The organism is Comamonas thiooxydans (assembly GCF_002157685.2).
GTDB classification, from domain to species: domain Bacteria; phylum Pseudomonadota; class Gammaproteobacteria; order Burkholderiales; family Burkholderiaceae_C; genus Comamonas; species Comamonas testosteroni_H.
The window spans coordinates 314147-336500 of the sequence record NZ_AP026738.1; the positions used below are offsets into that span (position 1 = coordinate 314147).

General features: G+C 61.3%; 26 protein-coding genes. 23 read left to right on the forward strand and 3 right to left on the reverse strand.

Annotated features, from left to right (window positions below):
• Nucleotides 1-148 precede the first annotated feature (148 nt).
• From CTR2_RS01385 to CTR2_RS01405, 5 genes are all read left to right on the forward strand, one after another.
• Nucleotides 149-1276 carry an MlaE family ABC transporter permease gene (locus CTR2_RS01385; protein ID WP_087085375.1) on the forward strand — a complete coding sequence of 376 codons (1128 nt, stop codon included), beginning with the start codon at nt 149-151 and terminating at the stop codon, nt 1274-1276.
• Between the two features lie 126 nt (nt 1277-1402).
• The gene (locus CTR2_RS01390) at nt 1403-2263 is read left to right on the forward strand and encodes an ABC transporter ATP-binding protein (RefSeq protein WP_409021361.1); all 861 of its coding nucleotides are present in this window, start codon (nt 1403-1405) and stop codon (nt 2261-2263) included.
• Nucleotides 2263-3210: an MlaD family protein gene (locus CTR2_RS01395; protein WP_087085373.1), complete on the forward strand. Its 948-nt coding sequence runs from the start codon at nt 2263-2265 to the stop codon at nt 3208-3210. The genes CTR2_RS01390 and CTR2_RS01395 overlap by 1 nt, the downstream gene beginning before the upstream one ends.
• A 106-nt stretch (nt 3211-3316) precedes the next feature.
• Entirely contained in the window at nt 3317-4000 is a 684-nt protein-coding gene (locus CTR2_RS01400) for an ABC-type transport auxiliary lipoprotein family protein (RefSeq protein ID WP_087085372.1), read from the forward strand.
• Nucleotides 4001-4172: 172 nt separating this feature from the next.
• Entirely contained in the window at nt 4173-4670 is a 498-nt protein-coding gene (locus CTR2_RS01405) for a hemerythrin domain-containing protein (RefSeq protein WP_087085762.1), read from the forward strand.
• A 71-nt stretch (nt 4671-4741) separates the two neighbouring features.
• Here the strand turns inward: CTR2_RS01405 and CTR2_RS01410 are convergent, their stop codons facing one another.
• Nucleotides 4742-5389 (reverse strand): MarC family protein, encoded by a 648-nt coding sequence (locus CTR2_RS01410; RefSeq protein WP_003059455.1) that lies wholly within the window; start codon nt 5387-5389, stop codon nt 4742-4744.
• A gap of 182 nt (nt 5390-5571) precedes the next feature.
• Here CTR2_RS01410 and CTR2_RS01415 point away from each other — a divergent pair, with 182 nt between their 5' ends.
• Nucleotides 5572-6264 carry a dienelactone hydrolase family protein gene (locus CTR2_RS01415; RefSeq protein ID WP_087085371.1) on the forward strand — a complete coding sequence of 231 codons (693 nt, stop codon included), beginning with the start codon at nt 5572-5574 and terminating at the stop codon, nt 6262-6264.
• Nucleotides 6265-6429: 165 nt separating this feature from the next.
• On the opposite strand, the gene CTR2_RS01420 is transcribed toward CTR2_RS01415, so the two are convergent.
• Both CTR2_RS01420 and hemB read right to left on the reverse strand, forming a co-directional pair.
• A complete protein-coding gene (locus tag CTR2_RS01420) occupies nt 6430-7632 on the reverse strand; it encodes a magnesium transporter CorA family protein (RefSeq protein ID WP_087085370.1) in 1203 nt (400 codons plus the stop codon).
• 133 nt (nt 7633-7765) lie between these two features.
• Nucleotides 7766-8776, reverse strand: coding sequence for a porphobilinogen synthase (gene hemB, locus CTR2_RS01425; protein ID WP_087085369.1), 1011 nt, complete (start codon nt 8774-8776; stop codon nt 7766-7768).
• 144 nt (nt 8777-8920) lie between these two features.
• Here hemB and CTR2_RS01430 point away from each other — a divergent pair, with 144 nt between their 5' ends.
• From CTR2_RS01430 to rpsC, 17 genes are all read left to right on the forward strand, one after another.
• Nucleotides 8921-9337 (forward strand): CopD family protein, encoded by a 417-nt coding sequence (locus tag CTR2_RS01430; RefSeq protein ID WP_003064013.1) that lies wholly within the window; start codon nt 8921-8923, stop codon nt 9335-9337.
• Between the two features lie 57 nt (nt 9338-9394).
• Nucleotides 9395-10492 (forward strand): VanZ family protein, encoded by a 1098-nt coding sequence (locus tag CTR2_RS01435; protein WP_087085761.1) that lies wholly within the window; start codon nt 9395-9397, stop codon nt 10490-10492.
• A gap of 11 nt (nt 10493-10503) precedes the next feature.
• Entirely contained in the window at nt 10504-10860 is a 357-nt protein-coding gene (locus tag CTR2_RS01440) for a (2Fe-2S) ferredoxin domain-containing protein (RefSeq protein WP_034357909.1), read from the forward strand.
• A gap of 161 nt (nt 10861-11021) precedes the next feature.
• Nucleotides 11022-11660, forward strand: coding sequence for an alpha/beta hydrolase (locus CTR2_RS01445; RefSeq protein ID WP_087085368.1), 639 nt, complete (start codon nt 11022-11024; stop codon nt 11658-11660).
• A 152-nt stretch (nt 11661-11812) separates the two neighbouring features.
• On the forward strand, nt 11813-12985 hold the full coding sequence (locus CTR2_RS01450; protein ID WP_003059442.1) for a D-alanyl-D-alanine carboxypeptidase family protein: 1173 nt from the start codon (nt 11813-11815) through the stop codon (nt 12983-12985).
• A gap of 235 nt (nt 12986-13220) precedes the next feature.
• Nucleotides 13221-13598 (forward strand): 30S ribosomal protein S12, encoded by a 378-nt coding sequence (rpsL, locus tag CTR2_RS01455; RefSeq protein ID WP_003059441.1) that lies wholly within the window; start codon nt 13221-13223, stop codon nt 13596-13598.
• A gap of 168 nt (nt 13599-13766) precedes the next feature.
• Nucleotides 13767-14240, forward strand: coding sequence for a 30S ribosomal protein S7 (gene rpsG, locus CTR2_RS01460; protein ID WP_003059438.1), 474 nt, complete (start codon nt 13767-13769; stop codon nt 14238-14240).
• A 145-nt stretch (nt 14241-14385) separates the two neighbouring features.
• Nucleotides 14386-16494, forward strand: a complete 2109-nt coding sequence (gene fusA, locus CTR2_RS01465; protein WP_087085367.1) for an elongation factor G — start codon at nt 14386-14388, stop codon at nt 16492-16494.
• Nucleotides 16495-16674: 180 nt separating this feature from the next.
• Nucleotides 16675-17865, forward strand: a complete 1191-nt coding sequence (gene tuf / locus CTR2_RS01470) for an elongation factor Tu (RefSeq protein WP_012836789.1) — start codon at nt 16675-16677, stop codon at nt 17863-17865.
• Nucleotides 17866-17890: 25 nt separating this feature from the next.
• Nucleotides 17891-18202 carry a 30S ribosomal protein S10 gene (rpsJ, locus tag CTR2_RS01475; protein WP_003059431.1) on the forward strand — a complete coding sequence of 104 codons (312 nt, stop codon included), beginning with the start codon at nt 17891-17893 and terminating at the stop codon, nt 18200-18202.
• 200 nt (nt 18203-18402) lie between these two features.
• Nucleotides 18403-19077 carry a 50S ribosomal protein L3 gene (rplC, locus tag CTR2_RS01480; RefSeq protein WP_003059417.1) on the forward strand — a complete coding sequence of 225 codons (675 nt, stop codon included), beginning with the start codon at nt 18403-18405 and terminating at the stop codon, nt 19075-19077.
• On the forward strand, nt 19077-19700 hold the full coding sequence (gene rplD, locus CTR2_RS01485; RefSeq protein WP_087085366.1) for a 50S ribosomal protein L4: 624 nt from the start codon (nt 19077-19079) through the stop codon (nt 19698-19700). The genes rplC and rplD overlap by 1 nt, the downstream gene beginning before the upstream one ends.
• Nucleotides 19697-20011, forward strand: coding sequence for a 50S ribosomal protein L23 (gene rplW, locus CTR2_RS01490; protein ID WP_003059415.1), 315 nt, complete (start codon nt 19697-19699; stop codon nt 20009-20011). Before rplD ends, rplW begins: the two co-directional genes overlap by 4 nt.
• Nucleotides 20012-20013: 2 nt before the next feature.
• Complete coding sequence (gene rplB / locus CTR2_RS01495) at nt 20014-20838, forward strand: 50S ribosomal protein L2 (protein ID WP_003059414.1); 825 nt, start codon at nt 20014-20016, stop codon at nt 20836-20838.
• Nucleotides 20839-20848: 10 nt separating this feature from the next.
• Nucleotides 20849-21124 carry a 30S ribosomal protein S19 gene (gene rpsS, locus CTR2_RS01500; RefSeq protein ID WP_003059413.1) on the forward strand — a complete coding sequence of 92 codons (276 nt, stop codon included), beginning with the start codon at nt 20849-20851 and terminating at the stop codon, nt 21122-21124.
• A gap of 10 nt (nt 21125-21134) precedes the next feature.
• Nucleotides 21135-21467: a 50S ribosomal protein L22 gene (rplV, locus tag CTR2_RS01505; RefSeq protein WP_003059408.1), complete on the forward strand. Its 333-nt coding sequence runs from the start codon at nt 21135-21137 to the stop codon at nt 21465-21467.
• 16 nt (nt 21468-21483) lie between these two features.
• Nucleotides 21484-22353 (forward strand): 30S ribosomal protein S3, encoded by an 870-nt coding sequence (rpsC, locus tag CTR2_RS01510; protein WP_003059406.1) that lies wholly within the window; start codon nt 21484-21486, stop codon nt 22351-22353.
• Nucleotide 22354 lies beyond the last annotated feature (1 nt).

Here is a 22354-nt window from a genome sequence, read left to right on the forward strand (position 1 = left end):
TTCGCGGATTTTTGATAAAAATTGCAACGCTATCATTGCGTGGCATGCGGCAGCGGCCTACGCGCTGTGCTTGGCATGTTCCTCGCTTGGCGCGTTATGCTGGCCCCTGCGGCCAGCCCGTCTCCCTCATGTCCTAGGAAGCTTTTCTTTGCCCAGCTCAGACCAACTACCTCAATGCCCGCTGCAGTCCCGCGAAGGTCAGCAATGGGCCGTGCCTGCGGGCCGCTGGAGTGCCGCCGAGCTGGGCGATCGCCATATCTGGCGCCGGCTGGCGCCGCAGATCAGGGCCGTGCCCAAGGGCGTGGCCTGGGATTTGCAGCAAATGGTCTGGTTGGACCACATCGGTGCCCAGCTGCTGTGGGAGCAATGGGGCAAGGCCTGGCCGGCCCAACTGCTGACGACCAAGACCCAGCGCTCCATGCTGGAGCGTGTGGCCAGATTCAGCGAAGTGCCCGAGTCCAAGCCCGAACCCTCGGGATGGATGTGCGAGGTCAATCGACTGGGTCAGATGGTGATCGATGCCTGTGGGCACTTTTCCAACTTGATCCAGCTGGTCGGCCAGTTGCTGCTGGATTGCCTGCGCCTGCTGCGCAACCCGCTTCGCGGCCCCTGGCGCGATATTTCGGGCCATCTCTATGCAACGGGAGCGACAGCCTTGCCGATCACGGCGCTGGTCGGCTTTCTGATCGGTGTGGTGCTGGCCTATCTGATGGCGCTGCAGCTGCGCCAGTTCGGGGCCGAATCCTTTATCGTCAACATTCTTGGCATTTCGCTGATCCGCGAGCTCGGGCCGCTGCTGGCGGCGATTCTGGTGGCAGGGCGCAGCGGCTCGGCCATCACGGCGCAGATCGGCGTGATGCGCGTGACCGAAGAGCTCGACGCCATGCAGGTCATGGGCATCTCCCAGGGTTACCGGCTGGTGCTGCCGCGTGCGCTGGCGCTGGCTGTGTCCATGCCGCTGGTGGCGTTGTGGACCATTCTTGCGGCACTGGCTGGCGGCATGGTCGCGGCGGACCTGACCATGGACATCACGCCGTCCTATTTCGTGCAAAGCCTGCCTGCGGCCGTGAAGATCGGCAATCTGGTGCTGGCCATGGGCAAGTCCGTGGTGTTTGGCGTGCTGATTGCCCTGATCGGCTGCCATTGGGGTCTGAAGGTAGAGCCCAATACCCAGAGCCTGGGGCGGGGCACCACGGCGGCGGTGGTGTCATCCATCACCATGGTCATCATCGTGGATGCCATCTTTGCCATCCTCTTCAGAAACGTGGGCTTTTAGGATGAACTACCCCCTGTGCGGCTTCGCCGCTTCCCCTCAAGGGGACGACACCTTCGCTGCGGGGCGGCCCTTGCTCGGCGTCTCTGGCTTGGGTCGCGCCAGCCTCGCGCAGCGGGGGGCACGCAAATGACAGAGGTGATGCAGAACCGCCGTATCGAGGGGGCCGTGGGCGACTACGCGCCGCCGCAGGATGTGAGGCCGCTGGTGCAGGCAGTGGACCTGTGGACCGAGTTCGGCGAGGGCGAGTCGCGCTTTGCCGTGCACCAGGACCTGAACTTTGATGTCTATCCGGGTGAGATTCTGGCCCTGGTGGGTGGCTCCGGCACGGGCAAGACCGTGCTGCTGCGACAGATACTGGGCCTGCTCTCGCCTTCGCGCGGCACGGTGACCGTGGATGGCCAGCCCTCGCGCGAGGTCATCAGCGGCGAGCTGGCGGCGAGTCAGGTGGGCATGCTGTTCCAGCAGGGGGCGCTGTATTCGGCCTTCAATGTGCTGGACAACATCGCATTCGCGCTGCGCGAGCAGGGCACCTTGCCCGATGCCGTGGTGCGCGACGCGGCCATGGTCAAGCTGCAGATGGTGGGCCTCAAGCCGGAGCACGCATCGCGCATGCCTGCAGACCTGTCGGGCGGCATGATCAAGCGTGTGGCGCTGGCGCGCGCGCTGATGATGGATCCGCCGCTGCTGCTGCTCGACGAACCCACAGCGGGGCTGGACCCCAAGGGCTCGGATGAGTTCTGCGAGCTGCTGCGCGATATTCATGCAGAGTTGGGCCTGACCGTGATCATGGTCACCCACGATCTGGACACGCTGTTTGCGCTGTCCACACGAGTGGCCGTGCTGGCCGAGAAAAAAGTGCTGTTCACCGGGGCTCCGCGCGATGTGGCCCGGATCAAGCACCCGTTTATTGAACATTTCTTCCAGGGAGAGCGTGGCCGCCGTGCCATGGCCCCGGTGCAAGGCGGCGTGGCCGCAGAGGAAAGCTGATGGAAAACAAGTCCCATGCCATGGCTGCCGGCATCTTCGTGCTGGTGGTGGCGACCCTGCTGGCAGGGCTGGCCGTCTGGCTGACGCGCGACAACCGCGAATACCAGCTCTATGAAATGTCCACCAAGGACGGTGTTAGCGGCCTGCAGCCCCAGGCCACGGTGCGCTACAAGGGCGTGCCCGTGGGCAAGGTGGTGCGCATCGGCTTTGACCCGCAGATTCCCGGCAATGTGCTGATTCGCATTGCCGTGGGCGAGGACACGCCGGTCACGCCGGCCACCTACGCCCAGCTCGGCTATCAGGGAGTGACGGGGCTGGCCCATATCCAGCTCGACGACGACAGCAAGCCTTCGCAACCGCTCAAGCCCGGGCCCAGCGGCCTGCCGCGCCTGCCCATGAAGTCATCGCCGCTGAACATGCTGGCCGACCAGGGGCCGGTGCTGCTGGAGCGGGTTGACGAAATTTCACGCCGCCTCAACTCCATGCTGGGCGAGGACAACCAGAAGCGGGTGAGCGCGGCGCTGGACAATATCGCTGCCGCATCCGGCGGAATCAAGGATCTGGCCGAGACCATGAACAAGACGGCCAAGGACTTTCCACAGATCACGGCGGATGCGCACCAGACCCTGCAGTCCCTGACCAAGGCCGGCAATGCTGCCACGGGCGTGGCGACCGATCTGCAGCAGACCGTGCGCAAGGTCAATGCCCCCGATGGTCCGCTGCAGCAGATTGCCGAGGGCACGCAGGCCCTGTCGCAGGCGGCCGAGTCGCTGGGACGCAGCACCTTGCCGCGCATGAACGGCGCGGCCGACGATGTCTCGCGCGCGGCGCGCACCATGGGCGCGGCCGCGGGCCGCTTCAATGACAACCCGCAGTCCGTCATCTACGGCCAGGGCCTGGGCCAGCCAGGCCCCGGCGAGCCCGGTTTCGTGGCCCCGGCCAAGTGAAGCCGCAACAAGGACACGACTTGCGCAAATTCGGACCAGGCAGGCTGTTTCTCGATGGAAATGCCTGCTGCCCATCCTGGCTGGCCTAAGTCCCAAAGGAATCAATATGGCAGACACAAAGATTTCACTCACCGGCCGCGGAGCACGGCGATTGCTGGGCGCTTCTTCCCTGGTGCTGGCGCTCGCAGCCTGCTCAGGCCTGCCCACGGCACCCACGCAGCCGGTGCGCTATGACCTGGGCATGACCGATCTCGCGGTGCCGGTCGCCAATGCAGCCGCTTCTTCGGTAGCTCCGGTTCCGCTGGTGCTGGCCGAAGTCCAGGCGCCGGGACTGCCCGAGGGCCTGACGGCCATGTTCTACCGTCTGAACTACAGCGACAGCCAGCAACTGCGTGCCTACCAGAACGCGCGCTGGAGCCTGCCTCCTGCTCAGATGGTGGAGCAGCGCCTGCGCATGCGCCTGGGGCTGGAGCGCCCCGTGCTTTCGGGCAAGGACAATGTCCGCCCCCTGCTGGCCGACAAGCGCTCGATTGCGCAGCTGCGCGTGACGGTGGACGAGTTCAGCCAGGTCTTCGACAACGCCAGCAACAGCCGTGCGCTGCTGCGCCTGAGCGCCAGCCTGATCGGTGCCGGCGAGAGTGCAGGCAACCAGTTGCTGGGCCAGAAGGTGTTCACGGTCGAAGTTCCCGCTGCGGCAGCCGATGCAGCCGGCGGTGCCCAGGCCATGGCACGCGCCGTGGACGAGGCGGCGGCTCAGCTCAGCCGCTGGCTGCAGGGTTACGGACGCTAAGGCCCGACCAGTCCCAGGCATTTCCGCTCCCAAAGCCCTGCCATGCAGGGCTTTGTTGATTCCGGGCAAGTCTTGGTTACCTGTGGGCAACTGCTTTGCTGATGTGGGTCAATGGCCGGGCCAGGTCTTGTTCTTAAGCTGGCAGTTCCTCAATCTCGCACAAGGAACTGCCATGGCCAGCCTCGAATGGAATGCCGCTCTCATCCTGGATTTTCCCGTCATGGACGCGGTGCATGAAGAGTTCGTCACCTTGCTGGCCCAGGTGGAGGCCGCGGCCGATGAGCAGTTGTGCGCGCTCTGGGACGAGCTGATTGCCCATACCCAGCAGCACTTCGATCAGGAAGACCGCTGGATGCAGACCACGGGCTTTGCCACGGGCAACTGCCACAGCCAGCAGCACAAGGTGGTGCTGGCCGTGCTGCGCGAGGGGGCGGCCAAGGGCGGGCAGGGCGATCTGGCCACGATCCGCCATATGGCGGCCGAGCTGGGCCCGTGGTTCAGCCACCATGCGCAGAATATGGATGCCGCCCTGGCTCTGCACATGCGCCGTTCGGGCTTCGATCCGGTGACCGGCGCGGTGCTGGTGCCCGAGGCTTTGCCGGCCGAGCCGATCACCGGCTGTGGTGGTGCCTGTGGTGAGGCTGAAAAAATGGAAGTGGTCACTGCCTGAAACTGGCACGCGCCAAGGCGAGAGACCGCGAGCAAGCGCCGCCTCCCCCTTGGGGGAAGCCGCTCAGGGGGTCAAGGGTATATCGCCGGGGAGGCCAGGATGGGGAAGATCTTGATCAGGCCTCCCGCCATCACCTCGATGGCCAGCGCGGCCAGAATCAGGCCCATGAGCCGGGTCATCACATTGATGCCGGTCTTGCCCAGCACACGGGCAATCGGGTGGGCCAGCGAAAAGCACACCATGATGGCGGCGGCCACGACCACGCCGTATCCGACCAGTGCCACATGCTGCCAGATGGTGCGCGCCTGATCGGCATAGATCACCACGGTGGACATGGCGGCGGGCCCGGTCAGCAGCGGAATGGTTAGCGGCACGACGGCAATGCTGTTGCCCTCGGCGGCCTTTTCGACGCCGGCTGCCAGCGTGGCATTGTTGGGGCGGTCTTCGGCAGGGCGGGCGTTGAGCATGTTCATCGCGCTGATCAGCAGCAGCAGGCCGCCGCCGACCTGAAAGCTCTGCAGCGAGATATTGAAGAACTGCAGAATCTGCAACCCCAGCAGGGCGCAGACCGCAATCACGCAGAAGGCGGCAAAGGCGGCGGTGCGAATCGTCTGCCAGCGTTGCTCGGCGTCGAAGCCGGCCGTGTAGTGGATGAAGAACGGGACGATGGCCAGCGGGTTGATGATGGCGACCAGGGTGATCAACGGCTTGATATCCATTACAGCTCGCCTCCTGGCATGGGGGGCTTCTTGCGACTGTCGGCCTTTTGTGGGGCTGGGATAGCTGGCATCAACACTCCTGTGAAAAAATGGCCGAATCATCGACGCGGCATCAGCCATTACAGCATTGCTGGCGGCCGCGTCGCGGATTTCCCTTTTGAACCATGTTAAGGAGCTTCGCAATGGGCAGCTTTGTTGAACTGACAGCCGTGGATGGCGCAAAAACCCCGGCTTATGTGGCCATGCCCGAGGGCCAGGCACGCGGTGCCATCGTGGTGCTGCAGGAGATCTTCGGCGTGAACTCGCATATCCGCTCCGTGGCAGACCGCTACGCAGCCCAGGGCTATGTGGCCGTGGCGCCCGCCATGTTTGCCCGCGTCAAGCCCGATGTGGAGCTGGGGTACAGCGAAGAAGACATGAAGGCCGGCTTTGCGCTCAAGACCGCAGTGGAGGCCCTGCCCGAGCCTGGCGCGCTGCGCGATGTGGAAGCGGCCGTGGCCCATGCGGCGACGCTGGTGCCCGGCGGCAAGATCGGCGTGGTGGGCTTTTGCTGGGGCGGCCTCATGACTTGGCGCTCGGCCTGCAATCTGGCCAGCGTCTCGGCGGCGGTCTGCTATTACGGCGGCGGCATGACCGGCGAGCTGGAAGCCAGCCGTCAGGCACTGTGCCCGGTGCTGGCCCACTTCGGCAGCAAGGACCATTACATCTCGCTGGAGTCAGTCGAAGCCTTCAAGAAGGCCCAGCCCCAGGTGGAAGTGCATGTCTACGACGCCGACCACGGCTTCAACTGCGACCAGCGCGGCTCCTACAACGAAGCCGCTGCAGCGTTGGCAGGTGAGCGCACTCTGGCCTTCTTCGCCCAGCATCTGGGTTGATCTAAAAACAATAGCTGCTTGTGCTTGATATATAAGCGCAAGCAGCTGTTTTTATCTAAAGCCCGTTGCCGCTGGGCGGTCCCCCATCAGAGACATCAGGCAAGCGCCGCCGCGCAGCGAGGATGTCGTCCCCCTTGGAGGAGGGCGCGGAAGCGCCTCAGGGGGTCATTCTTTTTCTTCGCTTTCCAGATAGCGGCGGCGCCAGAAATAGGCCACCAGCACCACGGTGATGATCACCATGGCCACCAGGGCCCAGATGAAGCCGTCCTTTTTGTGCACGAAGGGTATGAACTCGAAGTTCATGCCGAAGATGCCGGCAATCAGGTTCAGCGGTAAAAAGATGGCCGTCACCGTGGTCAGCGTGCGCATGATGTCGTTGGCGCGGTTGCTCTGAGCCGAAAAGTGCATCTGCACGGCGGTCTCGGCGCTTTGCTCCATGCGGTGAATGTGGTGAGTCACGCGCTCTATATGTTCGAGCACGTCGCGCGAGCGCACGCGCAGCAGTTCGCGCTCATGCTGGCGCGCAGGTGTGTGCTCGGGCGGCCAGCCCTCCAGCGCCTCGGTCCAGTCCTGTACGGCGGCGCGCTGGTCTTCGCAGATTTCATCAAGCTGATGCAGCGCCAGGCGCACGTCGAGCACGCTGGCCCAGTTGCTGAAACGCTTGTTGGGCTTGAGCAGCGCCATCTGCCAGTGGTCGATCTGGCGCGTCAGCGTGCGGCGCAGGTCCAGATAGCCGTCCACCATGCCGTTGACCATGCGCAGCATCAGGTCCGCAGGCTCCACGGGCATCTTGGTGCTGATCTGGCGGCCGTCAGTCTTGGCGGGGCCGGAAATCAGGCGCTGCCAGAAGTTTTCCAGCACAAAGCAGCCGTCGGGATGTACGGACAGCAGGATCTGGTCATACAGCGCAAAGCCCACGGGCTGGGTTTCCACGCGTTGCAGCACCGGCGCTTCGCGCTGGCCGCTGTGGGCCAGGCTGTGGGATGGCGGTGGGGCGCAGGATGCCGCACTGCCGGTGCCTGTCATCACTGCAGGCAGGCCTGGCGGTGTGGTCACGGCTGGCGAGGCGGGGGCGTGGCTGCCGTTGAGCGGCGGCAGATGGGCGTTGGCCAGGCGGCGGAACACCAGCACGTCGTACACCGAGGTGTAGTCGTAATTGGAGGGGATGGCCGGATTCAGCAGGTCGGAGACATGCAGGTCCACGAGGGTGGAGCCGCCCAGCCGGGCCAGCATGGTCTGAATGGCTGGCAGTTGAGCCTCCAGCTCCGAGCGTGTGCAGGAGACCCAGTAGAACCCCGTTGTCGCCGCCTGCGTAGGCAGTCCGTCGACTGGCTGGGCATAGAGGGGAGAGATATGCAGCACACGCATGGGAATAGTCAGTCTCGATGTCAGTGCAGAAGGCGAATGCAAAAACGGCCCGGGCAAGCTGCACGGGCCGTCAGATCATGCCTGAAATGCTCTCAGGCGCAAGCATGACCTGCGCTGACAGCTATCAATTTTGTTACAGGCCACGCAGCTTCTTGGCGGCGTCGATGGCAAAGTAGGTCAGGATGCCGTCGGCGCCCGCGCGCTTGAAGGCCAGCAGGGCTTCCATCATCACGGCGTCGTGATCGAGCCAGCCGTTGGCGGCAGCGGCCTTGAGCATGGCGTATTCGCCGGACACCTGGTAGGCGAAGGTCGGCACCTTGAACTCGTCCTTGACGCGGCGCACCACGTCCAGATACGGCATGCCGGGCTTGACCATGACCATGTCCGCGCCTTCGGCGATGTCCTGCGCCACTTCGCGCAGGGCTTCGTCGGTGTTGGCCGGGTCCATCTGGTAGACATTCTTGTCGGCCTTGCCCAGGGCGCCGCGTGTGCCCACGGCATCGCGGAAGGGGCCGTAAAAGGCGCTGGCGTACTTGGCGCTATAGGCCATGATGCGGGTGTGAATATGGCCTTGAAGCTCCAGTGCCTCGCGGATGGCGCCGATGCGGCCGTCCATCATGTCGCTGGGGGCCACCATGTCCACGCCGGCTTCGGCATGGGCCAGGGCCTGGCCGACCAGCACTTCCACGGTGTCATCGTTGATGATGTAGCCGCTCTCGTCCAGGATACCGTCCTGGCCGTGGCTGGTGTAGGGGTCCAGGGCCACATCGGTCATCACGCCCAGTTGGGGGAATTCCTTTTTCAGTGCACGCACCACGCGCGGGATCAGGCCGTCGGGGTTCAGGGCTTCCTTGCCGTCGGGGGTCTTGAGGCTGGCTTCGATGGCTGGGAACAGCGCCAGATAGGGAATCTCCAGCTTCACGCATTCCTCGGCCACGGGCAGCAGCAGATCCAGGCTCAGGCGGTCCACGCCGGGCATGGAGGGCACGGCCTCGCGCTTGTTCTGGCCTTCGTGCACGAACACGGGGTAGATGAAGTCGTGCGGCGTCAGCACGCTCTCGCGCACCAGATTGCGGGTGAAAGCATCGCGGCGCAGGCGGCGCGGACGATTCTGGGGAAAAGGAGTAGGGCTGGACAAATGCATGGGGAAAATTGTGCCCCATTCGTCATGGCTTGGCTTGCAGCTGCGTGACTATTCCATGACGACCGGCGCGACAAGGCCCGAGCTTCGAGGTAAAGACGCGGCGCGCAGCGGCTGTGGCGCAGCGCAGGCCTTTACACTGGCTCCATGCTATGGGTCAAAGCCTTTCACATCGTTTTTGTCGCCAGCTGGTTTGCTGGTCTGTTCTACCTGCCGCGCATCTTTGTCAACATCGCCATGGTCACGCCGGGCTCGGTGGCCGAACGCGAGCGCCTGCTGCTGATGGCGCGCAAGCTGCTGCGCTTCACCACCATGCTGGCCGTGCCCGCGCTGGGTCTGGGCCTGTGGCTGTGGCTGGGCTGGGGCTTCGCGGGCGGCTGGCTGCATGCCAAGCTGGCCGTGGTGCTGCTGGTCATCGGCTACCACCACAGCTGTGCCGTGCTGCTGCGCAAGCTGGCGGACAACACCTGTCACAAAAGCCATCGCTGGTTCCGTTTCTATAACGAAGTGCCGGTGCTGCTGCTGATCGCTGCCGTGATTCTGGTGGTGGTCAAGCCCTTCTGAATCTTGCGCTTAGAGTAGGAGGCGACTGTGTCCGATTCTGCGGTGCCGGTGATTTCCATGCGCCATACCTCGGCCTGGCCGCTGGCGCTGGTCTATGGACTGCTCATCGTCTTTGCCAGCCTGTTCCCGTTTGACGGTTGGCGCGCCCAGGGCATTGATCCCAGCGTATTCCTGTTCGCGAGGATTCCGCCGCCGTACTGGACCTGGTTCGACGTCAACACCAATATCGTCGGCTATGCGCCGCTGGGCTTTTTTCTGGCGCTGGCCCTGATGCGCTCAGGCCAGCCCAGGCTGGCCGTGCCGCTGGCTTTTCTTGCCGGCACGCTGCTGTCGCTGTGCATGGAGTTTCTGCAGATCTATCTGCCGCGCCGCGTGCCGTCCAATCTGGATCTGGTGCTCAATGCCGGCGGCACCCTGATCGGTGCCCTGCTGGCTGCGCTGCTGGAGAGGCTGGGGGCTCTCTCTCGCTGGAGTGCTTTTCGCAACCAGTGGCTGGGCGAGGGCGGTGCTGGCGTGCTGGTGCTGCTGGCGCTGTGGCCGTTTGCGCTGCTGTTTCCGGCGGCCGTGCCGTTTGGCCTGGGCCAAGTGCTGGAGCGCATCGACGACACCTTGCAGGACTGGCTGCTGAACACGCCGTTCGAGGACTGGTTGCCGCTGGGCGATTTCGCCATGACGCCGCTGTCGCTGGTGACGGAGATGCTATGCGTGATGCTGGGGCTGTGGATTCCCTGCCTGCTGGCCTACTGCGCCGTGCGTCATATGGGCCGCCGCGCGCTGGCCGGACTGCTTCTGGTGGCGGCAGGGGTGGGAGTGACAGCGCTGTCGGCCGCGTTGAGCTGGGGTCCGGCCCATGCCTGGGAGTGGGTGGACCTGCCGGTGCGCCTGGGTGTCTGGGGTGGGCTGGGTCTGGCCGTGATTGCATTGCCTGCCTCGCGCCGCATGTGCGCCGTGCTATTGCTGCTGGTGCTGGTACTGCATCTGAGCATCCTCAATCAGGCGCCGACGAATGTGTACTTCGCCCAGACCCTGCAGGCCTGGGAGCAAGGCCGTTTCATCCGCTTCTACGGCCTGGGTCAATGGCTGGGCTGGCTCTGGCCTTACGTGACACTGGCGTATGTAGTGATTCGACTCTCGCGTCGTCAACAGCCTGCCTAGAATGACCCACCATGAGCGACATCCAGAATCAAGACCAGGCCGGTGGCTACTACCAGCGTCATATCTTCTTTTGCCTGAACGAGCGCCCCAACGGTGAGGACTGCTGCGCTCTGCACGGCGCCAAGGCGGGCTTTGACCACTGCAAGCGCAAAGTCAAGGAAGAGGGGCTTGCCGGAAAGGGGCAGGTGCGAGTGAACAAGGCTGGCTGCCTGGATCGCTGCGCTGGCGGTCCCGTGGCCGTGGTCTATCCCGAGGCCGTCTGGTACACCTTCATCGACGACAGCGATATCGATGAAATCGTTGAATCCCATCTCAAGAACGGCAAGGTGGTCGAGCGCCTGGTGCTGCCCGAAAGCGTGGGACGCTGATCTGGCCGCCTTGAGTCCTTTGGCTGTCCTGACAGGCTTGCGGCAAGGCGGTTCTTGCCTGGTGCGGCCGACTTTGGGCTTGCTGGTTCAGGAACTTTAAGCGTTTTCAAGCGTCAGCCCAATTACAGCAAGCGCAAAAAGCTACAACTAGGATAGCAATCGTGAATTCCCAGACCGAACGACTGACGCTCACCGGCACTGCCGGTGCCATTGAGGCCCTGCGCGATGCGCCGCAACTGGCCGAAGGGCAGAGCCCCAAGGGCGTGGCCATCATCGCCCATCCGCATCCGCTGTTTGGCGGCACCATGGACAACAAGGTGGTCCAGACCCTGGCGCGTGCCTTTGTGCAGTGCGGCTATACGGCCGTGCGTTTCAATTTTCGCGGCGTGGGTGCCAGTGCTGGCGAATATGACGCCGGCAAGGCCGAGCTGCAGGATTTGCTGGCCGTGGTGCAGCAGGTGGCTCCCGAAGGCCCGATTGCCCTGGCCGGTTTTTCCTTTGGCGCCTTTGTCACCAGCCATGCGCTGGCCCAGCTCTGGGATCAAGGTCGGGTGCAGAAGGCCGTGCTGGTTGGTACGGCCGCCAGCCGCTTCGAGGTGGCTCCCGTGCCTGCCGATGCCCATGACCAGACGCTGGTGGTTCACGGCGAGGCGGACGACACGGTGGCGCTGTCCGCCGTGATGGACTGGGCGCGCCCGCAGATACTGCCTGTTACCGTGATTCCGCAGGTCGGCCATTTCTTTCACGGACAATTGCCTCTGCTCAAGAACCTGGTGGTGCGCCACCTGAAGTCACAGTAAGAGCCAGTCGCCACACCCTGACGCACGTGAATTGCTGCCCTGTCTCGGTCAACCCCTCTTTTCATAGCGCCAAGCCTAGGTATATCCTTGGCTTTGGCCGTTTTCGACGGTAAATCACCGCGCTTACCTTTGCTTTAGCGAGAATCCTCTTCATGAAGCCCATCTACTCCACACTGCGTGTTCTGGCCGTTGCGGCCGCAGTGGCGCCCGTGTTTGCCATGGCACAGGTGGCGGCCCCTGTCCCTCCCGAAATCGCTGCCCGCAACTATCTGCTGGTGGACGTCACTGCCGGCCAGGTGCTGGGTGCCAAGGATATCGACGCTCCCGTCGAGCAGGCATCGCTGACCAAGCTGATGTCGGCCTATGTGGTGTTCGACGCCCTGCGTGCCAAGAAAATCACGCTGGAGCAACGCATGCCCGTGAGCGAGCGCGCCTGGAAGATGCCCGGCTCGCGCATGTTCATCGACCCCAAGATGCAGGTTCCCGTCAATGATCTGCTCAGCGGCATGATCATCCAGTCCGGCAACGATGCCACCATGGCACTGGCCGAGGCCGTGGGCGGCACGGCCGAGAACTTCGTCAAGATGATGAATGACCAGGCCAAGGCCCTGGGCATGAAGAACACCAGCTACAAGAACCCCGAAGGACTGACCGAGCCCGGCCACCTGACGACGGCGCGTGACCTGTCCATACTGGCCCAGCGCCTGATGCATGACTTCCCCGAGTACATGCACTACTACTCCACCAAGCAGTACAGCTATCCCGGCACGCCCGCTTCCAACGGCAGCAACCGCAATGCCTTGCTGTTCCGCGATCCCACCGTGGACGGCCTGAAGACCGGCCACACCAATGCCGCCGGCTACTGCCTGGTGGCCACGGCCAAGCGCGATCTGCCCAATGTGGGCCAGCGCCGCCTGCTGTCCATCGTACTGGGAACGGCCAGCGAAAAGGCGCGTGCCAACGAAAGCCAGAAGCTGCTGAACTGGGGCTACACCGCTTTCGATGCGGTCAAGCTGTTCGATGCCGATCAACCCGTGGCCACTCCGGCCGTCTGGAAGGGCGCGGCCAATGCCGTCAAGATCGGCAAGGCCGACGGCGCCGTGGTGGTGACCGTGCCCTCGGGCACCGGCGGCAAGCTGACCACCGAAGTGGTGCGCCAGGATCCGCTGATCGCTCCTATCGCCAAGGGCCAGTCCATGGGCGTGCTCAAGGTCAAGTCGGGCGCGGATGTGGTGGCCGAGGTGCCGCTGGTGGCGCTTGAGGCCGTCGAGCAGGCAGGCTTCTTCGGCCGTCTGTGGGACACCATCCGCCTCTGGATCAAGTAAGTTCCCGGGCCGGCAGGAGGCTGCTCCTGCCGGCAACAGCCTTTGTCGGCCATGCAAAGCATCTTGCTGCCTGGGGGCTATTGCCCACAGGTGCTTGTGCTGATTTGCGCAAGCTGGTACATTCGAGGGCTTTTCGGAATTTCCGAAGGGATTCACGTTTCCGCATCGGCATCTGTTGCTGCGGATAAACCTTTTGCTTTCACGAAGCAAATTCACGTTTAGGGACGTTTAATTAATGCCAACCATTAACCAACTCGTGCGTCAGGGCCGCACGGTAGAAGTTGTTAAATCCAAGAGCCCTGCTATGGAAAACTGCCCCCAACGCCGTGGCGTGTGCACCCGTGTGTACACCACCACTCCCAAGAAGCCTAACTCGGCTCTGCGTAAGGTGGCCAAGGTTCGTCTGACCAACGGTTTCGAAGTCATTTCGTACATCGGCGGTGAAGGCCACAACCTGCAAGAGCACAGCGTTGTGCTGGTGCGCGGTGGTCGTGTGAAGGACTTGCCCGGTGTGCGTTACCACATCGTGCGCGGTTCCCTGGACCTGCAAGGTGTCAAGGACCGTAAGCAAGCTCGCTCCAAGTACGGTGCCAAGAAGCCTAAGGCTAAGTAATCAGCCCTGGTTTTTTGAAAACAAACGGTGTTTGATTCGCCTGACTGGCGCGGTCAAACGTAGTGGCCCTGAGCACGAATGTTTTGTGCGGGTCGAGTAAGTGAGAGTTTTGAATAGCTCTCGCGGTATCTGAAAAGATGCCAACTGAAGCAAAGATAGAGGTAAAAAATGCCACGTCGTCGCGAAGTCCCCAAACGTGAAATCCTGCCGGATCCCAAGTTCGGCAATGTAGAGCTGTCCAAATTCATGAACGTGATCATGGAAGGCGGCAAGAAGGCGGTTGCTGAGCGCATCATTTATGGCGCTCTGGACCTGATCGAGAAGAAGCACCCCGGCAAGGACCCTCTGGAAGCTTTCGTTGTTGCCATCAACAACGTCAAGCCCATGGTTGAAGTGAAGTCCCGCCGTGTTGGCGGTGCCAACTACCAGGTGCCCGTGGAAGTGCGTCCCGTCCGTCGTCTGGCTCTGGCCATGCGCTGGATCAAGGAAGCCTCCCGCAAGCGTGGCGAGAAGTCCATGGCTCAACGCCTGGCCAACGAGCTGCTGGAAGCTACGGAAGGCCGTGGCGGCGCCATGAAGCGTCGTGACGAAGTGCACCGTATGGCCGAAGCCAACAAGGCCTTCAGCCACTTCCGCTTCTAATCGGAATCTCGCTCGAGATACAGGGCCGCATGCAAAAACTTGCTGCGGCCTTGTGTCGATTCTGAGCGCCCCCATATAGAGCTGCTGCCTCCTGCGCACAATGCGGGGCCGGCAGTACTCCCATACGATCAAGCAAGGATCCATCATGGCTCGCAAGACCCCCATTGAGCGCTATCGCAACATCGGTATTTCCGCTCACATTGACGCAGGTAAGACAACTACTACAGAACGTATCCTGTTCTATACCGGTGTGACCCACAAGCTGGGCGAAGTGCACGACGGCGCTGCCACCACCGACTGGATGGAGCAAGAGCAAGAGCGTGGTATCACCATCACTTCCGCTGCAGTGACCTGCTTCTGGAAGGGTATGGATCTGTCCTATCCCGAGCACCGCTTCAACATCATCGACACCCCCGGCCACGTGGACTTCACGATTGAAGTGGAGCGTTCCATGCGCGTGCTGGACGGTGCTTGCATGGTGTATTGCGCTGTGGGTGGCGTGCAGCCCCAGTCCGAAACCGTGTGGCGTCAGGCCAACAAGTACAAGGTGCCTCGTCTGGCCTTCGTGAACAAGATGGACCGTACCGGCGCCAACTTCTTCAAGGTCTATGAAGGCATGAAGACTCGCCTGAACGCGAACCCTGTGCCCGTGGTGATCCCAATCGGCGCTGAAGAAAACTTCCAGGGCGTGGTCGATCTGGTCAAGATGAAAGCCATCATCTGGGACGAAGCTTCCCAGGGCATGAAGTTCGAATACCAGGACATCCCCGCCGAGCTGGTGGAAACCGCCAACAAGTGGCGTGAAAACCTGGTGGAAGCCGCTGCTGAAGCTTCGGAAGAGCTGATGAACAAGTACCTGGAAGAAGGTACTCTGACTGAAGAAGAAGTGAAGCTCGGCGTGCGTACTCGTACCCTGGCCACCGAAATTCAGCCCATGCTGTGCGGCACCGCGTTCAAGAACAAGGGTGTGCAGCGCATGCTGGACGCCGTGATCGACTATCTGCCCGCTCCTGTGGACATCCCTGACGTTACCGGTACCGACCCCGATGACGAAGAGAAGAAGCTGAGCCGCAAGGCCGACGACGCTGAGAAGTTCTCGGCTCTGGCCTTCAAGCTGATGACCGACCCCTTCGTGGGCCAGCTGACTTTCGTGCGCGTGTACTCTGGCGTTCTGACCAAGGGCGAGACTGTTCTGAATGCCGTCAAGGGCAAGAAGGAACGTATCGGCCGTATCGTGCAGATGATGGCCAACGACCGCGTGGAAGTGGAAGAAATCCGTGCCGGCGACATCGCTGCCTGCGTGGGCCTGAAGGACGTGACCACCGGTGAAACCCTGTGCGACATCGCAGCGCCTATCGTGCTGGAGCGCATGGTGTTCCCCGAGCCCGTGATTGCACAGGCTGTGGAACCCAAGTCCAAGAGCGACCAGGAAAAGATGGGTATTGCCCTGTCGCGTCTGGCTGCAGAAGATCCTTCCTTCCGCGTGCGTACCGACGAAGAATCCGGTCAGACCATCATCGCCGGCATGGGCGAGCTGCACCTGGAAATCATCGTTGACCGCATGAAGCGCGAATTCAACGTGGAAGCCAACGTGGGCAAGCCCCAGGTTGCCTACCGCGAAACCATCCGCAGCGCGGTCAAGGACGTGGACGGCAAGTTCGTTCGTCAGTCCGGTGGTAAGGGTCAATACGGTCACGTGGTGTTCACTGTCGAACCTCAAGAAGCCGGCAAGGGCTTTGAGTTCGTCGACGCCATCAAGGGCGGTGTGGTTCCTCGCGAATACATCCCTGCAGTGGAAAAGGGTGTGATCGAAGCCCTGACTTCCGGCGTGCTGGCTGGCTACCCCGTGGTCGACGTGAAGGTTACGCTGACCTTCGGTTCGTACCACGATGTGGACTCGAACGAAATGGCGTTCAAGATGGCTGCTATCTTCGGTTTCAAGGAAGCTGCCCGCAAGGCCAACCCCGTCATCCTGGAACCCATGATGGCTGTGGAAGTGGAAACGCCCGAAGACTACGCCGGTACCGTGATGGGCGATCTGTCCTCGCGTCGCGGCATGGTTCAGGGCATGGACGACATGGTTGGTGGCGGCAAGGCCATCAAGGCTGAAGTGCCTCTGTCCGAAATGTTCGGCTACGCCACTTCGCTGCGCTCCATGACTCAAGGTCGCGCCAGCTACACCATGGAATTCAAGCACTACGCTGAAGCTCCTCGTAACGTGGCTGAAGCCATCGTTGCTGCCCGCGCCAAGTAATTGACGCAGGTTTGACGAATCAGTCATAATCTACGGCTTCCAATCGCGGCAGTCCTTTGAGGATTGCCGCGATTTTTGCCGGTCTGCGATCCCATGCCGTCCTGTTTCCTGTGCGGGGCGAGTCAGCAATGAGGTGCAGACCTTAAACATCACACAGGTTTTTGCTCTTTCGGAGAAATCATGGCAAAAGAAAAGTTCGAACGTACCAAGCCCCACGTGAACGTGGGCACCATCGGTCACGTTGACCACGGCAAGACCACCCTGACTGCTGCTATCGCTACCGTGCTGTCCAAGCACTTCGGCGGTGAAGCCAAGGATTACTCGCAGATCGACAACGCCCCCGAAGAAAAGGCTCGTGGTATCACGATCAACACTTCGCACGTTGAGTACGAAACTGCCAACCGCCACTACGCTCACGTGGACTGCCCCGGCCACGCTGACTATGTGAAGAACATGATCACTGGTGCCGCTCAGATGGACGGCGCTATCCTGGTTTGCTCCGCTGCTGACGGCCCCATGCCCCAGACTCGCGAGCACATCCTGCTGTCGCGTCAGGTGGGCGTGCCCTACATCATCGTGTTCCTGAACAAGGCCGACATGGTGGACGACGAAGAACTGCTGGAACTGGTCGAAATGGAAGTGCGCGAGCTGCTGTCCAAGTACGACTTCCCCGGTGACGACACCCCCATCATCCGCGGTTCCGCCAAGCTGGCCCTGGAAGGTGACCAGTCCGACAAGGGCGAGCCTGCCATCCTGAAGCTGGCCGAAGCTCTGGACACCTACATCCCCACTCCCGAGCGTGCTGTTGACGGCGCCTTCGTGATGCCCGTGGAAGACGTGTTCTCCATCTCCGGTCGTGGTACCGTGGTGACCGGCCGTATCGAGCGCGGTATTGTCAAGGTCGGCGAAGAAATCGAAATCGTCGGTATCAAGGACACCGTCAAGACCACCGTCACCGGCGTGGAAATGTTCCGCAAGCTGCTGGACCAAGGTCAAGCTGGCGACAACGTGGGTCTGCTGCTGCGCGGCACCAAGCGTGAAGACGTGGAACGCGGCCAAGTGCTGTGCAAGCCCGGCTCCATCAAGCCCCACACCAACTTCACTGCTGAAGTTTACGTGCTGTCGAAGGACGAAGGCGGTCGCCACACTCCCTTCTTCAACAACTACCGTCCCCAGTTCTACTTCCGTACAACTGACGTGACCGGCTCCATCGAACTGCCCGAAGGCAAGGAAATGGTGATGCCTGGCGATAACGTGTCGATCACTGTGAAGCTGATCTCCCCCATCGCCATGGAAGAAGGTCTGCGCTTCGCTATCCGCGAAGGTGGTCGTACCGTTGGTGCCGGTGTGGTTGCCACGATCATTGCCTAATTCTTAGAAAAGCTAGGAATTAACAATGTCTAAGCAAAAAATCCGTATCCGTCTGAAGGCTTTCGATTACAAGCTGATCGACCAGTCTGCAGCCGAAATCGTTGATACCGCCAAGCGTACCGGCGCCATCGTCAAGGGTCCCGTACCCCTGCCGACACGCATGAAGCGCTTCGACATCCTGCGTTCGCCTCACGTCAACAAGACCAGCCGTGACCAGTTCGAAATCCGTACGCACCAGCGTCTGATGGACATCGTGGATCCGACTGACAAGACTGTTGACGCTCTGATGAAGCTGGACCTGCCCGCAGGTGTGGACGTCGAGATCAAACTGCAATAAGAGTTTTGGAAGCCTCGCAAGAGGCTTTTAAGGGTCTTTGTTTAACGCGAACTTGCTTGAAAAAGCAGTTCGCGTTAAAATTTGGAGCTTCGCCTTTGATGCGAAGTTTTATTAACCTTCTTTTGTGTGCTAGGCATGATTGCTAGAGCACAACGCTGGGCCAATTGCAGTTTCAGCGGCAAAAGTTTTGGAGCAAACAAATGAGTCTGAGCAACTCCCTGGGGTTGCTGGGTCGCAAGGTGGGCATGATGCGTCTGTTCACTGATGATGGGGACGCAGTGCCTGTCACAGTGGTGGATGTTTCTAACAACCGCGTGACTCAGGTCAAAACCCAAGAGAACGATGGCTATGTGGCCCTGCAGGTCACTTTCGGTGCACGCAAGGCTTCTCGCGTGACCAAGCCTCAAGCCGGCCACCTCGCCAAGGCGGGTGTCGAAGCCGGTGAAGTGACCCGTGAATTCCGCGTGACCGATGAAACCGCTGGCAAGTATGCCGCTGGTGCCGTTCTGCCTGTGGCAGAGCTGTTCAGCGTTGGCCAGAAGGTGGACGTGCAAGGCACCTCCATCGGTAAGGGTTACGCCGGCACGATCAAGCGCCACAACTTCAGTTCGCAGCGCGCTTCGCACGGTAACAGCCGTTCGCACAATGTTCCCGGTTCTATCGGTATGGCACAAGACCCCGGTCGCGTGTTCCCCGGTAAGCGTATGACTGGCCACATGGGCGACGAAACCGTCACTACTCAAAACCTCGACGTGGTTCGTATCGACGAAGCACGCCAACTGCTGTTGATCAAGGGTGCCATTCCTGGTGCCAAGGGTGGCTTCGTTTCCGTGCGCCCCGCGATCAAGGCTAAAGCTTCCAAAGGAGCGAACTAATGCAGCTCGAACTCCTGAATGAACAAGGCCAGGCCGCTTCCAAGGTGGAAGCTCCCGAGACTGTGTTCGGTCGTGAATTCAACGAAGATCTGGTCCACCAGCTGGTGACTGCCTACCGTGCCAACGCACGTCAAGGCACTCGCGCCCAGAAGGATCGTGAACAAGTGCGTCACACCACTGCCAAGCCTTTCAAGCAAAAGGGTACAGGCCGTGCACGTGCTGGTATGTCCTCCTCGCCTCTGTGGCGTGGCGGCGGTCGCATCTTCCCCAATCTGCCCGAAGAAAACTTCTCGCAGAAGATCAACAAGAAGATGTATCGCGCCGGTATGGCTGCCATCCTGTCTCAGCTGGCCCGCGAAGGCCGTCTGGCAGTTGTGGAATCCCTGACGCTGGATACCCCCAAGACCAAGGTGCTGGCAGACAAGTTCAAGGCTATGAACCTGTCTTCGTCGGTGATGGTGATCGCTGAAGAAATCGACGAGAACCTGTACCTGGCATCCCGCAATCTGAAGAACGTGTTCGTGGTTGAGCCGCGCTATGCAGACCCCGTGTCGCTGGTGCACTACAAGAAAGTGCTCGTCACCAAGGGTGCGATCGACAAACTCAAGGAGATGTTCGCATGAGCACTACCAAGTTTGACGAAGGTCGTCTGATGCAAGTGCTGGTCGCTCCCATCGTGTCCGAAAAGGCCACTCTGGTTGCTGAAAAGTCCAATGCTGTGACATTCAAGGTGCTGCAGAACGCTACCAAGCCCGAAATCAAGGCCGCTGTGGAATTGATGTTCAAGGTTGAAGTGGCTGGCGTGTCTGTGGTGAACACCAAGGGCAAGACCAAGCGCTTTGGCAAGACCGTTGGCCGTCGCGACAATGTGCGCAAGGCTTACGTGATGCTCAAGCCCGGTCAAGAGCTGAACCTGTCCGGGGAGGCTGCGTAATCATGGCTGTTATCAAGCTCAAACCTACGACCCCCGGCCAACGCGGCGCGGTGAAGGTTACTCGCGACCACCTGCACAAGGGTGAGGGCTTTGCCCCCCTGCTGGAAGCTCAATTCCAGAAGGCCGGTCGTAATAACAACGGTCACATCACAACTCGCCACAAGGGCGGTGGTCACAAGCACCACTACCGTGTGGTGGACTTCAAGCGCAACAAGGACGGTATCCCCGCCAAGGTTGAGCGCATTGAATACGACCCCAACCGTACTGCCCACATCGCTCTGGTGTGCTATGCAGACGGCGAGCGTCGCTACGTCATTGCTCCTCGCAACCTGGAAGTCGGCGCTACCATCATCAGCGGCTCCGAAGCTCCTATCCGCGTGGGCAACACCCTGCCTATCCGCAACATCCCCGTGGGCTCGACCATCCACTGCATCGAACTGAAGATCGGTGCCGGTGCTCAGATCGCTCGCTCGGCTGGTACCTCCGCCACTCTGCTGGCTCGCGAAGGCATCTACGCTCAAGTGCGTATGCGTTCGGGCGAAGTCCGCAAGGTGCACATCGAGTGCCGCGCCACCATCGGTGAAGTTGCCAACGAAGAACACAGCCTGCGCCGTCTGGGCAAGGCCGGTGTGAAGCGTTGGATGGGTATTCGTCCTACCGTCCGCGGTACGGTCATGAACCCTGTCGACCACCCGCACGGTGGTGGTGAAGGTAAGACCGGTGAAGGCCGTCACCCAGTTGACCCATGGGGCAATCTGACGAAGGGCTACCGCACCCGTAACAACAAGCGCACACAGACCATGATCGTGTCGCGCCGTAAGAAGTAAGGGGTAGCAAATGACTCGTTCTCTTAAAAAGGGTCCGTTTGTTGACCATCACTTGCTGGCCAAGGTCGAAAAGGCCATCGCCACCAAGGACAAGAAGCCAGTGAAGACCTGGTCGCGTCGCTCCATGGTCCTGCCCGAGTTCATCGGTCTGACCATCGCCGTGCACAACGGCAAGCAACACGTGCCGGTTTATGTGACTGACCAGATGGTCGGCCACAAGCTGGGTGAATTCGCGCTGACTCGTACCTTCAAGGGTCACCCTGCGGACAAGAAAGCCAAGAAGTAAGGAATAGAACATGTCTGAAACACGTGCTGTTCTCCGTGGCGTCCGCCTGTCTGTTGACAAGGGTCGCCTGGTCGCGGATCTGATCCGCGGCAAGAAGGTGGATCAAGCTCTGAACATTCTCCAGTTCACGCAGAAAAAAGCTGCCGTGATCGTGAAGAAGGTTCTGGAATCCGCTATCGCCAACGCTGAGCACAACGACGGCGCCGATATCGACGAACTGAAGGTCAAGACCATCTACGTCGAGCAAGGCACTACGCTCAAGCGTTTCACTGCTCGCGCCAAGGGCCGCGGCAACCGCATCAGCAAGCCTACCTGCCACATCTACGTGACAGTGGGTAACTGAGGCCTTAAGGAAGAATATGGGACAGAAAATCCATCCTACCGGCTTCCGTCTGGCGGTGAGCCGCAACTGGGCAAGCCGCTGGTACGCTAGCAACCGTGACTTCGCCGGCATGCTGGCCGAAGACATCAAGGTGCGCGAGTACCTGAAGGCCAAGCTGAAGAACGCCGCCGTGGCTCGCGTTCTGATCGAGCGTCCTGCCAAGAACGCCCGCATCACCATTTTCTCGGCTCGTCCGGGCGTGGTGATCGGCAAGAAGGGTGAAGACATCGAAGCCCTGAAGAAGGAACTCGCTGCTCGCCTGGGCGTGCCCGTGGCTGTGAACATCGAAGAAGTGCGCAAGCCTGAAATCGATGCCAAGCTGATCGCTGACTCCATCTGCCAACAGCTGGAAAAGCGCATCATGTTCCGCCGCGCCATGAAGCGTGCCATGCAGAACGCCATGCGTCTGGGTGCTCAAGGCATCAAGATCATGTCTTCCGGTCGTCTGAACGGTATCGAAATCGCTCGTACCGAGTGGTACCGCGAAGGCCGCGTGCCTCTGCACACTCTGCGTGCCGACATCGACTACGGCTTCTCCGAAGCCAAGACGACTTACGGCATCATCGGCGTGAAGGTCTGGGTCTACAAGGGTGACACCCTGGGCCGCAACGATCTGCCCGCCGTGGAAACGCCCCGTCCTGAAGACGAGCGTCGTCCTCGTGGTCCCCGTCGTGACGGTCGCCGTGATGGCCGTGATGGCGCTGGCCGTGGTGGCCGTCGTCCCGCAGGCACCAATGCCGCTCCTGCCGATGGCAGCGACAAGCCTGCTGGCGCTGGTGCTGATTCCGTTAAGCGCGTTCGTAAGGCCGACGCGCCCGCTACAGCAGCGGACGGTAAAGGAGAATAAA

Coding starts and splice junctions, on each gene's coding strand:
- CTR2_RS01390 (WP_409021361.1), top strand. CDS start 1,403: ATGACAGAGGTGATGCAGAACCGCCGTATCGAGGGGGCCGTGGGCGAC.
- CTR2_RS01395 (WP_087085373.1), top strand. CDS start 2,263: ATGGAAAACAAGTCCCATGCCATGGCTGCCGGCATCTTCGTGCTGGTG.
- CTR2_RS01400 (WP_087085372.1), top strand. CDS start 3,317: ATGGCAGACACAAAGATTTCACTCACCGGCCGCGGAGCACGGCGATTG.
- CTR2_RS01405 (WP_087085762.1), top strand. CDS start 4,173: ATGGCCAGCCTCGAATGGAATGCCGCTCTCATCCTGGATTTTCCCGTC.
- CTR2_RS01410 (WP_003059455.1), bottom strand. CDS start 5,389: ATGGATATCAAGCCGTTGATCACCCTGGTCGCCATCATCAACCCGCTG.
- CTR2_RS01415 (WP_087085371.1), top strand. CDS start 5,572: ATGGGCAGCTTTGTTGAACTGACAGCCGTGGATGGCGCAAAAACCCCG.
- CTR2_RS01420 (WP_087085370.1), bottom strand. CDS start 7,632: ATGCGTGTGCTGCATATCTCTCCCCTCTATGCCCAGCCAGTCGACGGA.
- hemB (WP_087085369.1), bottom strand. CDS start 8,776: ATGCATTTGTCCAGCCCTACTCCTTTTCCCCAGAATCGTCCGCGCCGC.
- CTR2_RS01430 (WP_003064013.1), top strand. CDS start 8,921: ATGCTATGGGTCAAAGCCTTTCACATCGTTTTTGTCGCCAGCTGGTTT.
- CTR2_RS01435 (WP_087085761.1), top strand. CDS start 9,395: ATGCGCCATACCTCGGCCTGGCCGCTGGCGCTGGTCTATGGACTGCTC.
- CTR2_RS01440 (WP_034357909.1), top strand. CDS start 10,504: ATGAGCGACATCCAGAATCAAGACCAGGCCGGTGGCTACTACCAGCGT.
- CTR2_RS01450 (WP_003059442.1), top strand. CDS start 11,813: ATGAAGCCCATCTACTCCACACTGCGTGTTCTGGCCGTTGCGGCCGCA.
- rpsL (WP_003059441.1), top strand. CDS start 13,221: ATGCCAACCATTAACCAACTCGTGCGTCAGGGCCGCACGGTAGAAGTT.
- rpsG (WP_003059438.1), top strand. CDS start 13,767: ATGCCACGTCGTCGCGAAGTCCCCAAACGTGAAATCCTGCCGGATCCC.
- fusA (WP_087085367.1), top strand. CDS start 14,386: ATGGCTCGCAAGACCCCCATTGAGCGCTATCGCAACATCGGTATTTCC.
- tuf (WP_012836789.1), top strand. CDS start 16,675: ATGGCAAAAGAAAAGTTCGAACGTACCAAGCCCCACGTGAACGTGGGC.
- rpsJ (WP_003059431.1), top strand. CDS start 17,891: ATGTCTAAGCAAAAAATCCGTATCCGTCTGAAGGCTTTCGATTACAAG.
- rplC (WP_003059417.1), top strand. CDS start 18,403: ATGAGTCTGAGCAACTCCCTGGGGTTGCTGGGTCGCAAGGTGGGCATG.
- rplD (WP_087085366.1), top strand. CDS start 19,077: ATGCAGCTCGAACTCCTGAATGAACAAGGCCAGGCCGCTTCCAAGGTG.
- rplW (WP_003059415.1), top strand. CDS start 19,697: ATGAGCACTACCAAGTTTGACGAAGGTCGTCTGATGCAAGTGCTGGTC.
- rplB (WP_003059414.1), top strand. CDS start 20,014: ATGGCTGTTATCAAGCTCAAACCTACGACCCCCGGCCAACGCGGCGCG.
- rpsS (WP_003059413.1), top strand. CDS start 20,849: ATGACTCGTTCTCTTAAAAAGGGTCCGTTTGTTGACCATCACTTGCTG.
- rplV (WP_003059408.1), top strand. CDS start 21,135: ATGTCTGAAACACGTGCTGTTCTCCGTGGCGTCCGCCTGTCTGTTGAC.
- rpsC (WP_003059406.1), top strand. CDS start 21,484: ATGGGACAGAAAATCCATCCTACCGGCTTCCGTCTGGCGGTGAGCCGC.